At 64.7% G+C, this 12,184-nt stretch carries 10 protein-coding genes; 6 read left to right on the top strand and 4 right to left on the bottom strand.

Annotated elements, in window-relative coordinates; all coding sequences use genetic code 11:
* The first annotated feature begins 156 nt into the window (after window positions 1-156).
* From AC1DDG_RS05975 to AC1DDG_RS05950, 6 genes are all read left to right on the top strand, one after another.
* Window positions 157-1,863, top strand: a complete 1,707-nt coding sequence (locus AC1DDG_RS05975) for a hypothetical protein (RefSeq protein ID WP_476875324.1) — start codon at window positions 157-159, stop codon at window positions 1,861-1,863.
* Between the two features lie 40 nt (window positions 1,864-1,903).
* Window positions 1,904-2,536 carry a hypothetical protein gene (locus AC1DDG_RS05970; protein ID WP_476875323.1) on the top strand — a complete coding sequence of 211 codons (633 nt, stop codon included), beginning with the start codon at window positions 1,904-1,906 and terminating at the stop codon, window positions 2,534-2,536.
* Window positions 2,537-2,837: 301 nt separating this feature from the next.
* Window positions 2,838-4,565 (top strand): multicopper oxidase family protein, encoded by a 1,728-nt coding sequence (locus tag AC1DDG_RS05965; protein ID WP_476875322.1) that lies wholly within the window; start codon window positions 2,838-2,840, stop codon window positions 4,563-4,565.
* A gap of 135 nt (window positions 4,566-4,700) precedes the next feature.
* A complete protein-coding gene (locus tag AC1DDG_RS05960; RefSeq protein WP_476875405.1) occupies window positions 4,701-5,570 on the top strand; it encodes an SGNH/GDSL hydrolase family protein in 870 nt (289 codons plus the stop codon).
* A gap of 123 nt (window positions 5,571-5,693) precedes the next feature.
* Window positions 5,694-6,464 (top strand): alpha/beta fold hydrolase, encoded by a 771-nt coding sequence (locus tag AC1DDG_RS05955; protein ID WP_476875321.1) that lies wholly within the window; start codon window positions 5,694-5,696, stop codon window positions 6,462-6,464.
* Window positions 6,465-6,587: 123 nt separating this feature from the next.
* Window positions 6,588-7,493: an SGNH/GDSL hydrolase family protein gene (locus tag AC1DDG_RS05950; protein ID WP_230118898.1), complete on the top strand. Its 906-nt coding sequence runs from the start codon at window positions 6,588-6,590 to the stop codon at window positions 7,491-7,493.
* A gap of 36 nt (window positions 7,494-7,529) precedes the next feature.
* Here the strand turns inward: AC1DDG_RS05950 and AC1DDG_RS05945 are convergent, their stop codons facing one another.
* Genes AC1DDG_RS05945 through AC1DDG_RS05930 form a run of 4 tightly spaced genes read right to left on the bottom strand, consistent with a single transcriptional unit; the run spans window position 7,530 to window position 12,148 of the window.
* Entirely contained in the window at window positions 7,530-8,222 is a 693-nt protein-coding gene (locus tag AC1DDG_RS05945; protein WP_476875320.1) for a hypothetical protein, read from the bottom strand.
* Window positions 8,223-8,231: 9 nt separating this feature from the next.
* Window positions 8,232-9,638 carry a right-handed parallel beta-helix repeat-containing protein gene (locus AC1DDG_RS05940; RefSeq protein WP_476875319.1) on the bottom strand — a complete coding sequence of 469 codons (1,407 nt, stop codon included), beginning with the start codon at window positions 9,636-9,638 and terminating at the stop codon, window positions 8,232-8,234.
* A 28-nt stretch (window positions 9,639-9,666) separates the two neighbouring features.
* Window positions 9,667-11,202, bottom strand: coding sequence for a glycoside hydrolase family 32 protein (locus AC1DDG_RS05935; protein ID WP_476875318.1), 1,536 nt, complete (start codon window positions 11,200-11,202; stop codon window positions 9,667-9,669).
* Window positions 11,195-12,148 (bottom strand): carbohydrate kinase family protein, encoded by a 954-nt coding sequence (locus AC1DDG_RS05930; RefSeq protein ID WP_476875317.1) that lies wholly within the window; start codon window positions 12,146-12,148, stop codon window positions 11,195-11,197. Before AC1DDG_RS05930 ends, AC1DDG_RS05935 begins: the two co-directional genes overlap by 8 nt.
* Window positions 12,149-12,184: the final 36 nt, after the last annotated feature.

Raw genomic sequence — 12,184 nt, 5'->3', positions numbered from 1 at the left:
AAGCCTTTGCTGCCCCGGCAAATTCCCGCAATCCGGCGTCCCGACGGACGCCGGCCTCGCACCTCCCGCGCACACGTCGCCCGCCCTCATGAGTGCAGAGGTCATCTCTGCGTCCAGTCCTGCATATGCATTTCGGCATTTCCGAAAGGACCAACCATGAGGAACTCTTCTTTTGGGCCCAAGTTTCGCAATTTCACCATTCTTGTCGCCGCCGCCGGTCTTATCGTGACCGGCGGCGCCGGCGCCGCCATGGCCAAGGGCGGAGTCGGAGGAGGCGGAGGAGGCGGGGGCACAGCCAAACCGCCCAAGGGCGCCGTCTCGCCCTGGGTGGTGCCCACCCTGCCCACCCCGGCCTCCTTCGGCGCTCCGCTGGCGCAGCTCCACGGTTTCGATGACACGGGCCTGGCCCGCGGCGCCGCCGTGGACGGTGCGGCCTGTCCCACTGCCGATCCGGGTGACTTCGGCGGCTCCGTCACCATCAACGGCGTGCTCATCACCATCCCGTGCAACCTGGTGGTCCAGATGCCGGCCAACACTGTGAGCTGGGCAGACTTTGTCCATGGCACCGGCGGAACCGCGCCATTGAGCACAGACAGCCTGGAACTGCGGGCCGTGGGCAACATCGTGGGCTCCCGCCACATCGCCGGCCTGGCCTTCATCTCGCAGCAGTCGGCGAACACCGGCCGCGGTGAGATCACCGGGATCGACTACGCCAACGGCGCCCTGAAGGTGGCCAACGCGGCCGGCGGCACCGTGACGGTGCAGCTGAACGACCCCAAGATCCCCGGCCTTCACGACAGCACCGGAGCGGACACCGGGCGCTTCAGCAACGGCCAGTCCCCGGACTACCGCTTCAGCGTGGACCAGGACAACCCCACGGTCCACGCCGCCACGGGATACCCCATGTGCATTCCGCGCACGGATCCGGCCACCAAGGATGATGCGCTGTGCCCGCAGAAGAACCGCCCGCAGGCACTTTCCTGCCGCAACTTCAGCGTCGCGGGGGTTGCACTGCCGGCCAGCGGCGAGCTCAGTGCCCCGGCGCCGGGCCAGAAGTACTGCTCGCAGTATGTGATGCCGCCCACCGGAGGCCTCGCGTCAGCGCCGGATCCGGCCCAGCAGGCGCCGTTCGAGGTTGGTGACTTCGTGGACTACTCCGGCACCCTGGTCCACGGCACCGAGGACTACATCTCCGCCCACACCGTCGAGGCCAACCTTGGCATCTACACCCAGCCGGGCACCCAGCCCAGCTACCTGGCCATCGGCGAATTCGGTGTGGGAACGGCGGACCCCCAGGCCACGGCGCTCAACGGCGTGGCCCAGGAATCCCAGGACAGGATCTTCCTCGAAGCCGAAACGACGGACGTGAAGACGCCGGTGGACATCTATTACGAGGACCACAGGTCGGACGGCTCGGTCTTCAACCGGTGGATCACGCCCTTCGAAATGACCGGGGAGAACGCCACCCCGCTCAACGGTCCCAGCGGCGGCATCACCACGCAGAACACCGGCGCGCAGCCGCAGCGGGCCCGCATCCGCGCCACCAAGGCACCCAACGGGCTGCTCAGCCAGCCGGACCGGACTGTCCGCGTGGGAGTCCGCAGCCTGTGCATGCCCACCCCGGTGGACGTCACCACCACCACCATCAACCAGGCGGGTCTGGACAACTGCTTCAACAACGAGGCGCCGCGGGCCAACGGGCTCATGCCGGGGCAGTATGTCGCTCCGATCTTCGAGTACATCTTCCCGGAGAACGTGAAACCCGGCGATCTGCTGGTGCCGAACGACCTCTGGCACCTGCCGTTCCTGGCCAACGGGGAAGGCGCCGGGAACACCGCGAAGCTGGTGCCTTCACCGTGGTGACCGGATTATCGTGACCGGATTGTCCAGGGGCGCGGTCTGAATGACCACCCACAGCAGCCTGTGGCGGGGGCTCGCTTCGGCGGCCCTCGCCGCAGGCGCGCTCGCCGGCTGCGGCCAGGCACCTGCGGGGCCAACGGGCCAGCCGGCCCCACAGACAGAAAATGCGCAGGCAGGAAATGCGCAGGCAGGAAATGCGCAGACAGGAAATGCGCCGGCAGGAAGTACGACGGCGGCAGGCCCGACGGCGGCCCCGTCACCCGGCGCTTCGGCTGAGGCAGCGCCTGCCTTGCCCGGCCGGCCTCCTTCGGACCCAAACAACGGCAGAGGCCGTCGTGGCGGGGGAGCGGACGGCGCAGCCGGTCCGGGCCGTTCCGCCCCCGCACTGCCCGCCGACTGGCCGCCGGCGGTTCCCTTGCCGCCCGGGCAGCTCCAGGGATCAACCGGTGCGTCACCCCACTGGAGCGTGATGCTGCTGGTCCCTGGCGGAGCTGACGCGGCTCTCGCCAGTGCCGTCAGGTTCTACACGGCCAGCGGGTTCACGAGCGAAGGCATCGCCCAGCTGCGCGGCAACACGGAATCAGGCGCCGGAACGTACCGGATCGTCATGGTCGCCATGAACCGCGACCACTCGGCCGCTGAAACCGATCTGACCATCGCCGTCAGCCTGGGCTGAATGCACGAAGAGAGGATCACCCCGACCTTGCAGCGGGTGACCCCATCTGGGGGGATCGTTGCTGGTGGCAACAGCAGGGTCTTCCAACTTTTTCCACAGCCGCCGGATGCATGCTGATCATGTTCCCATCCCCGGCGGTTCACTCCCGGTGGGGTTTCATCCCTCAATACGGTAGCTCAGCACAACTTCTGCACCTGATCCCCCTGTGGCGGACAGTCCAGGTGCCCACCCGGATCAGCCCCTGACGATCCGCCCGCCACCCAGAAAACCACACTCGCATCCCAAATCTTTGGAGGACCTCATGGCAACAACACGACGGGACGTGCTGAAGCTGAGCATCATGGGCGGCGCTGTTGCCCTCACCGGGACCAACGGGGGCGCCGCCCTCGCCGGTGTGCCGGCAAAGGGCGGCACAGACGCGGCAACCACGCCCATCAGCACGCCGAGCCGGCTCGCGGCGAAGAACATGCCGATTCCCTTCGCCCAGGCGTTCCGCCGGCCGCCGGAGCTGATCCCCTATGAGCAGGGCTGGGATCCGGACGGCCAGCCGTTCGAAAAATACTGCCTCACCCAGAAGACGGGGACAGCCCAGATCGCCCGGGGCCTGAACACCACCCTTGCCGGCTACAACGGAGTCTTCCCGGGCCCGTCCATCCGGGTTGAGCAGGGCACCCGCACCGAGCTGCGGATCAGCAACCGGCTTTCCACCAAGGGCCTCCTGTATCCCGATCCGTCCAACACGGTAACGCACCTGCACGGCTCGGCTTCGCTGCCGCAGTACGACGGCTACGCCAATGACCGCACCGCCCCCGGCAAGGTAAAGAACTACCACTACCCCAACTGGCAGGCAGCCCGGACGCTCTGGTACCACGACCACAACCACATGCTCACCGCCCAGGGCGTGTACTCCGGACTGGCCGCGTACTACTCCATCACCAACGAGCAGGAGCGGGAGCAGCTTCCGCAGGGCGAGTTCGACGTGCCGATCCTGGTCTCGGACGTGATGCTGAACGCGGACGGTTCCCTCGGCTACAACGACAACGGCCACGCCGGGCTGTGGGGCGACATCGTGATGGTCAACGGCGTGCCGTGGCCCACCATGAAGGTCAAGCCCCAGATTTACCGGTTCCGGTTCCTGGTGGGCTCGATCACCCGGTCCTACCGGTTCGCCCTTTCCAATAATGCTCCATTCTACGTGGTGGGCACCGACGCCGGGATGACGCCGAAGGTCCAGGCGGTCTCATCCTGGCGGCAGGGCACTGCCGAACGGGTCGAGGTGCTCATCGACTTCCGGAAGTACAAGCCCGGGCAGACCGTGGAGCTCAAGAACCTGAGCAACAAGAACAACGTGAACTTCGCCAACACCGGCAAGGTCATGAAGTTCCAGGTGGTGGAGGATTCGCCGTCGCTGATGCCCGGGTCCCATTCCATCGGTTCGATCCCTTCCAGCCTGGACCCGGGCGAGCATCCCACCAAGGACAGCGGAGGCCTGGACCCGATGTCGCTGACCCCCGACATGGCCGTGGCCAAGAGGATCCTGCGGGTCCAGCGCCAAGGCGGGGAGTGGACCATCAACGGCGAGACCTGGGATGACGTGGAGAGGTCCAACTTCACCCGCTGCTTCGCGAACCCGCAGCGCATGCAGGTGGAGCAGTGGACCATCGTCAACGAATCAGGCGGTTGGTTCCACCCGGTCCACATCCACCTGATCGACGGCAAGATCATCGGCCGGAACACGAACGGCGGCAAGCCGTTCGCCTGGGAGGGCGGCCCGAAAGACGTGTTCTACGCGGGGGAGAACGAGTCCGTCACGGTCCTGATGCAGTTCGACACGGGCAAGCACGAGGGCGGCCGCTACATGGTCCACTGCCACAACCTGGTCCACGAGGACCACGACATGATGGTCCAGTTCGCCGTGGGCGATCTCAAGAACAACGACCCCATCAATGCCGACATGCCCGTCGGAGAGACAGAGGTCGAGGGGCACTACGCGTCGAACTACAAGGCCGCCTACCCGGCGGGCACCTGACACTAGACACAGGACACAGCCATGCACCGTCCTTTCAAGAAGTACGACGCCGGTTCGGTCACCTCCCAAGGTGACGGGGCCGGCGTCGTGCGTCCTTCCCTGACGGAAGCGGGCATCGGGGCGGGGCCTGCGGGGATGAACGCCGCCGGCTTCGGCCTTGAGACCCGCGGTTCCGTTGAGGGGATCACGGCCCCGCACCCGTGGAGCAGGTTCGTGGCAATGGGGGATTCGTTCACCGAAGGCGTGGGGGATCCGGAGCCGCGCAGCCCGGGCGGACTGCGGGGCTGGGCGGACCGCGTGGCGGAAGAGCTGAGCGTGGGTCACGAGGATTTCGCGTACGCCAACCTGGCGGTTCGTGGCCTGCTGCTGGAGCAGATCCTGGACCAGCAGACGGAGCCCGCCCTGGCCCTGAAACCGGACCTGATCGCCGTGTCAGGGGGCGGGAACGACCTCGTCTTCCACGGCAGCGATCCTGACAAGCTGGCCGCCAAACTGGATGCCGGCGTGGAGCTGCTGAGTACCACGGGAGCCACGATCGTGCTGTTCACGGGGCCGGACTGGGGTGGGACCCCGGTAATAGGACACAACCGGGCCAAGGTGGCCATCCTCAACGAGAACATCCGGACCATCGCCCACCGGCACGATGCCGTGATCGCTGACCTGTGGGCATTGCGGGAGCTGACGGACGCCCGGATGTGGGACCCGGACCGGCTGCATTTCTCCCCGCTGGGCTACCACACCATCGCCATGATGGTGCTGGAGACTCTGAACGTCGCACACACGCTGCATCCCCTGCGGCCCAAGGTCCTGCCGGACAGCAGCTGGCGCCACGCCCGGGCCGAGGACCTCGTCTGGGCACGGAAATACCTGTTCCCCTGGGTGCTTCGGCGCATCATGCACGAGACGGAGGAAGAGCTGCGGGCGAAGCGGCCTCTGGCGGGCCCGGTTTTTGGTGCGGGGATGCCGCCGGGAACGTTCATCGGGACGAACCCACAGGATCACTGATACGGAGGCGTCCAATTCCTTGCCTCTACCGCCCCTTCAATGCCAGTGTGAAATTTGTCAAAAAATCCTCATCGACCCGACAATCGGCTGCAGACGTCCGGCACCGAAGAACAGGAACTGCAAATGATCGAACACCAGACCTCGGCCGACGGCACGAAGATCGCCTTCGAGCGGACAGGTGAAGGACCAGCCCTGATCATCATCGGTGGCGCATTGAACAGCCGCCGTTCGGCCGACATGCTCGTACCCCTGCTGGCACCGCACTTCACCGTCTACGCGTATGACCGGCGGGGACGGGGCGACAGCACGGACACGCCGCCCTACAGTTCGGACCGAGAAATAGAGGACCTGACGGCTCTCATCGATGCCGCGGGCGGATCGGCCTACACCTATGGCCACTCTTCGGGTGCCATCCTGGCGCTTGAAGCTGCGGCCACCGGGGCACCCATTTCCAAACTGGCTGCCTATGAGCCGCCGTATCTGACCGCGCAGGCCCCTGACGAACCTTGGGAAGCCTTCCGGGACCGGGTCCAGGCGGCCGTGGATGCGGGAGACCGTGGAGCCGCCGTCGAACTGTTTATCCGCCACACCGGTTCTGACTTCGACGAAGGAATGACGAGCATGCCGTGGTGGCCTGCCCTCCTCGGCGTTGCGCACACCTTGCCCTATGACCTCACGCTCACGAGGGACGGCAGCGTCCCTGCCGACAAGCTGTCGGCCATTCAGATCCCCACGCTGGGGATCTACGGGGGTGCGAGCCCGTCCTGGGCGGGGGCCGCCATCAACGCCGTCGCCGCAGCCGTTCCCGGCATGAAGCAGGAAAAGCTGGACGGCCAGGACCACGCCGTCGCGAACGAGGCTGTTGCCCCTGTGCTGATCAACTTCTTCAGTTAGACTCCAGCCCGCCTTCTGCAAATTTCCCCGGTCTTTTGGAATGCATCAGGAAACGAAAGCGTTACTTCAGTAACGCCCCGACGAGCTGGGGAGCCTGCGGGCGGCGAGGGAGAGGATAAGGCGATGGACGCCGTCGGCCGCTTTGAACTCAGCTCGGGCCGCAATGGAGCAGCCCCGCACCCGTGGAGCCGGTACGTGGCTTTGGGGGACTCGTTCACGGAGGGGATCGGTGACCCCGAAGAGCGCAGCCCGGGCGGTTGGCGCGGCTGGGCTGACCGTGTGGCGGAGGAACTGAGCGTTGACCATGAGGATTTTGCCTACGCGAACCTGGCCGTGCGCGGTTTGTTGCTGCAGGAAATCCTGGACCGGCAGCTGGCACAGGCGCTGAGGCTGAAGCCGGATCTGATCACCCTGTCGGCCGGCGGAAATGACATGGTGTTTCACAGGAGCAATCCGGACAAGCTCGCTGCCAGGCTGGACGCGGGCGTCGAGCTGTTGAAGACCACCGGAGCCACCATTGTGCTCTTCACCGGACCGGACTGGTGGCACACTCCCGTGCTGAGCCGGAACAGGGCCAAGGTAGCGATCTTCAACGAGAACATCCACGCGATCGCGGCCCGGCACGACTGCGTGGTGGCTGATCTGTGGGCTCTGCGGGAGCTCCGGGATCCCCTGATGTGGGATCCCGACCGGCTGCACTTCTCGCCGCTGGGCTACCACACCATTGCCATCATGGTGTTGAATTCCCTGAACGTAGCCCATTCGCTTCAGCCCCTGGAGCCCCGGGAGCTGCCGGAAAGGAGCTGGCGGGAGGCGGGGGCCGGCGACCTGGTCTGGGCCAGGACCTACTTCCTGCCGTGGGTGGTGCGGCAAATCCGGCACCAGACGGCGGAAGAGCTTCGGGCGAAGCGGCCGCAGGCTGCGCCGGTGTTCCGGGCCGGAATCCAGTCGCAGCTGCACCGGATACCGCCGGCAAGCCTCGCCACCGGTACGGAGCCCGGCTACCAGGCCCGGCTGAAGCAGGCGTAAGTCTCTGGACGGAGCCTCGTCTTTTGAAGGGCACTGCTAGTTGATCAGGGCCACCGCGTGGGCAATCACGAGGGCCAGCAGCACAAAGCCGCCGGCTGCCTCGAGGACCATGAATATTTTGGCCCGCGGGGACAGCGGCATGGTATCCGTGGGGCTGAAGGCCATGGAGTTGGACGCCGAGAAGTACAGGTAGTCCACGAAGGAGGCCACCCAGCCCGTCTTCACGGACGACCTGGTAGCCACCTCCTCGACGGCGTCGTGGTCTTCGTCCTGCGGAAAGCGGAAGTCGGCGGGTGGGAGGTCCTTGCGGTCGGCGTGCCGGCGGGAGACGGGACCGCCGCGGTCCAGCTCCCAGTAGACCAGGGCGAACCCAATGATGTTGGTGACCCAGACCTGAAGCGCCGCGAGCAGGAGGGTGGGTCCGTCCTGTTTCCCGGAGGAGGTCAGCAGGATGATCAGCTGCACCAGCGCCACCTCGTTGGCGGCCACCAGCAACAGGGCCTGGCCGGTGGCGAGGTACTTGGACCAGCGGGTTTGCCGCCGAAGCCGGGCCGGGTTGAGTGCGACCAGGGGAATGAGCATCAGCAGCCCGACGGCCACCACCGCGTACCGGAGCGCCGGAAGGAAGCTGCTGGGCAGTGTGGCGTAGAGACCCAGTGCCAGGAGCAGTGCGATGACGGCGGGCCAGCGGTGTTCGGCCCTGGCGTCAGGTTTCTTGTCGAAAGACATCTGATGAGTCTAGGGACCCGGAGTGTCGGCGCGTGGTTGCGGCGCAGTCGTGTCCACCTCGAACAACCGCGACGTCGTGGACGGTACCGTGGGTGTGGCCCTAACGGCGTTGACAGCCCTATCGGCGATAACTTGGGCGTCACTACCGGAATCAAGGATCGTATTGCGAGCTGATTCGGAATCGACCATGACGGCCGTAACGGCGAGGACGTCCGAAGCCTCGGTCGTCAACAGAGCATCCACCTGAGCCGAGAAGCAGGAGTCACTTGACTTGGAGTGAACGTCCATCGCCACCACGTGGTTGCTGGAGACGAAGTTGCCAACCCCCGTCATCAGCCGGATGATGACAGGCGTCGCACCTGTCGGCCGGATGATCTGTGAGTCGATGATCTGGGAGAAGTGGTTGCCGACGACGGAGTTGTTGCTGCCGCTGACACAGAGAAGTCCGTTGAGGTCGTTCAGTCCGTTGTCGACTCCCAGGAAGGGCGTCCAAGGCTCATGGTCACGCAAGAAATGATTCGTGGCCACGAGGTTTTCCGAACTATTCGCTGCGAGAATCAGCATCCCAGGGTAGAACGAATGCAAACGGTTGTTGGTGACGCTTGAACGCGTGACGCCGTCGAGATGGACGCTGCTCGCACCACGGGGGAAAACGTTGTTCGCAGTTATCAGGAGCCCGCCATGGTTCTGGGCGTAGATCGAGTGGCCCTTGAAGCCTGCTCCGACCAAGTTGTCGGTGATCTTTGATGCCTGTCCCCACCCGCGCAGCTCGATGCAGCTTCCGCATTCAGCGATGAAGTTGTCGTGGACGGAAAGCGCGTCCGCGTTGTAGATAGTGAGGGCGTTCTCGAGGTAGACGAACCCCATGCCGGTTACGCGGAATGAGTCATTGGCGTTCGCGACATAGATACCGGTTTTGCCGTTGACGTAGGTGTTCTCCGGATGCATCCCCGAGCCATCCGAGTTGAAGTGCAGCCCGTCGATGCAGAAGTTGGAGAACTCGACCGAGCTGATCCGCGGGCTCCCGCTTCGCTCAACGTAGAAGGCGGCTCCCTTGGATTCCTCCCCGTCTCCGCCGAGGGGAATGTCGACGATAATGCGACTCCCTCCGGGCCACAGCTCATGCAAGTCGGGCCATTCTTCTTCGGGAACGTTGAACCGGATGCTCGACGACGTAAAGCCGTGTCCCGAGCCATGAATCCTGAGGAAGCTGACGTCGATGACCACCTGCGTACGAAGGTGGTAGTCCCCGGGCGGAATGTAGATCACCGCGCCTGGCTTTCCTCCATTGTTCGCATCGCTGACGGTCTGCCGGTTCTTGATGTCAGCGATGATGCTGTTGATTACTTCACCGACGTCCTCGGACGGATTGCCGACGGGCCACGTAGTCACGTCGTAGTAGTTGTTGCTTGACATAGATTCTTCCCTTTGTGTTGTGGTTTCTTTAGGACAAGGCCGTAACGGCCAGTTTCCGCACAATGGCCGTGCCGCCCTCCACGCACACTTCGGTGCCCAGGTTCCCAGACACGGGGAACACCAGATCGCTTAAGACAACCCTGCCGCCTTGGGCGAAGACCTCCACCGAGCAGTGGTCGACGATTACACGGAGCCTTAGCACGCCGCCGTCGAGCTTCACTGGTGCCGACTCAGCCGACGCGAACTTTCCGTGGAAGGCGGTGTTTCCGGAGTTGCGGCGATCCAGGGTGAGCCGGCTTGTAACGGCATCGAAGCTGAGAACCGTTGCGGCGCTCCCGCCCGATGCGCCGAGAAGCCTGAAAGCAACGGTCCGGGCCGTGCCGGGCAGGATCTCGGCCTCGATCAGCTGGGCTGATCCGGGCGTCGCGTCGGGCAGTTGCAACAGGGAGTCGTGAAGTTCCACGTCCTGGATGGTGCGGGCCGGCTCCCCACAGTCCAACGGCAGCACCGGGCGCTGCACCAGGCGCGGCAAACCGTCCACCGTCGCGAGCTCGACCTCGCGGGCGAGCGACATCTCGGAGCGCCACGGAGACGTGGGCAAGGAGTTTGCATAGTCCCAGTTGTTCATCCAGCCGATCATGATGCGGCGGTTCTCCGGGGCATTGCTGAAGGAGACGGCGGCGTAGTAGTCACGTCCCCAGTCGAGCCACAGGCAGCGTCTGAGGTCCGTGGTCCCGTCGGCATCCGCTGGAACGAGCGAATCAAAGTCGGCGGTGAACTGCACCCCATCGAAGTCGCCGACGAAGTACTGCCCTCCCGAGCCACCGGCCACGGCACCCGGGTTGATATTGACCACCAGGACCCACTTGACGCTGTCCGGGTCTCCGTCGACGGGGAGCGGGAACAGGTCGGGGCATTCCCATTCGCCTCCTGTGGCGTTTGCAGGGCCGAAGGTGCTCAGGTATTCCCAGTCCTTGAGGTTGGCCGAGCGGTACAGCACAACCTGCTGGTGCTGGGCCTCCACCGCCACCATGACCCAGCAGGAACCGGCCGGTCCCTCGTAGCTGAACACCTTGGGGTCCCGGAAATGGGCCGAACCGCGGCCAAGCACCGGGTTGCCCGCGTATTTGCTCCACGTCATGCCGGCGTCCGGGGAGAACGCGAGAGACTGGGCTTGCGTCCCTTGGTGCACTGAGCCTTCCTTGAAGGCGCTCGTGTAGATGGCCACCAGGGCCGGATCTTCCACTGTGCCGAATCCCGACGTATTGTCGTGGTCCACCACGATGCTTCCGGAAAAGACGTCCTCTTCCTCGTCGCAGGCGATGGCAACCGGGTGTTCGGTCCAGTGCAGAAGGTCGGTTGAGGTGGCGTGCCCCCACGACATGTTGCCCCAGACGTTGTCGAAGCGGTTGTTTTGGTAGAACAGATGGTAGACGCCCCGGTGCCACACGAGTCCGTTGGGGTCGTTCAGCCAAGTGTTCTTGGCTGTGTAGTGAAGTATCGGCCGGATATTAAGGGCGGTGTCTTCGGCGGGGCCGGCAGGGTGCGTTGTTGTTTCAGTCATCGGAGTTCTTTCGGGACGTTTGGGCCAGTTCCAGGGAGTCGATCAGTTCTGCCCGCGTCGGCGGGTTCGCCCCGTGCCGTCCGACGGTTATTGCCGCAGCCAGCGAGGCGACTGTTCCCAGACGGGTGAGCTTGCCGTAGTCGAAACCGTCCTCGGGGTCCTCGATGAGGCCCGCGATAAGAGAGGACATGTAGGAGTCGCCTGCGCCGACAGTATCTTTGACGACCACTGGCGGTGCCGGCACTTCGATCTCGGCGGCATTCGAACGCAGATAGGAGCCGGAGGCGCCATCAGTGATGATTGCCAATTTTGTCCCGAGATCAAGCAGCCGCCGCGCGACATCGTGAGGGGACGTGCCGGGGTAGAGCCACCGGGTATCGTCCGTACTGAGCTTCACCATGGTGGCCAGGGCAACTGTGTGTTCGAAGGTCCTGAGTGCTTCAGTGTGGCTGTGGAGCAGTGTCGGGCGGATGTTGGGGTCGTAAGTGATCAAACAGCGGCCGGAGAACAGTTCCAGCAAGGACCGTACTTGGGTTGCTCCGGGTTCCATGAAGGAGGCCAGTGACCCCGTATGCAGCACCTTGGGGAGGAAAGCAGGGCTGATTTGGGGGAGGTTCCATTCGAAGTCGAATTCGTACTCCGCGGAACCGGTGCTGTCCAGAAGCGCCCTGGCGGTGGATGTGCGGTTGAGGTGTTCGGCTCCCGGAAGCAGGCGCACTCCCGCGGTGTCCAGATGGCGGCGGATGTTCCTGCTGCGTTCATCCCTGCCCAGTGCGGTGAGAAATGCGGTGCTGACGCCTAGCCGGCCGAGTCCGAACGCGACGTTCATGCCCGATCCGCCTGGAAACTCGACGGGCCCTGCGGCGGTGTCAATGATGTCGATTATGGCCTCGCCGGCGACGACGACATCCGTTTCAGGGCGTGGGGGAACTGGGGTGCTGTGCATTTGAGGTCCTTGGAGGGTTGGGCGCGTCCTTTGCTG

It is taken from the genome of Arthrobacter sp. 10L430, assembly GCF_056395245.1.
This window is presented reverse-complemented; position numbering and strand designations above follow the sequence as displayed.

What these genes read in the sequence shown, in the direction of transcription:
- AC1DDG_RS05945 (WP_476875320.1), bottom strand. Translation starts at nt 8,222, where the DNA reads ATGTCTTTCGACAAGAAACCTGACGCCAGGGCCGAACACCGCTGGCCC.
- AC1DDG_RS05935 (WP_476875318.1), bottom strand. Translation starts at nt 11,202, where the DNA reads ATGACTGAAACAACAACGCACCCTGCCGGCCCCGCCGAAGACACCGCC.
- AC1DDG_RS05955 (WP_476875321.1), top strand. Translation starts at nt 5,694, where the DNA reads ATGATCGAACACCAGACCTCGGCCGACGGCACGAAGATCGCCTTCGAG.
- AC1DDG_RS05965 (WP_476875322.1), top strand. Translation starts at nt 2,838, where the DNA reads ATGGCAACAACACGACGGGACGTGCTGAAGCTGAGCATCATGGGCGGC.
- AC1DDG_RS05975 (WP_476875324.1), top strand. Translation starts at nt 157, where the DNA reads ATGAGGAACTCTTCTTTTGGGCCCAAGTTTCGCAATTTCACCATTCTT.
- AC1DDG_RS05950 (WP_230118898.1), top strand. Translation starts at nt 6,588, where the DNA reads ATGGACGCCGTCGGCCGCTTTGAACTCAGCTCGGGCCGCAATGGAGCA.
- AC1DDG_RS05960 (WP_476875405.1), top strand. Translation starts at nt 4,701, where the DNA reads ATGAACGCCGCCGGCTTCGGCCTTGAGACCCGCGGTTCCGTTGAGGGG.
- AC1DDG_RS05940 (WP_476875319.1), bottom strand. Translation starts at nt 9,638, where the DNA reads ATGTCAAGCAACAACTACTACGACGTGACTACGTGGCCCGTCGGCAAT.
- AC1DDG_RS05930 (WP_476875317.1), bottom strand. Translation starts at nt 12,148, where the DNA reads ATGCACAGCACCCCAGTTCCCCCACGCCCTGAAACGGATGTCGTCGTC.
- AC1DDG_RS05970 (WP_476875323.1), top strand. Translation starts at nt 1,904, where the DNA reads ATGACCACCCACAGCAGCCTGTGGCGGGGGCTCGCTTCGGCGGCCCTC.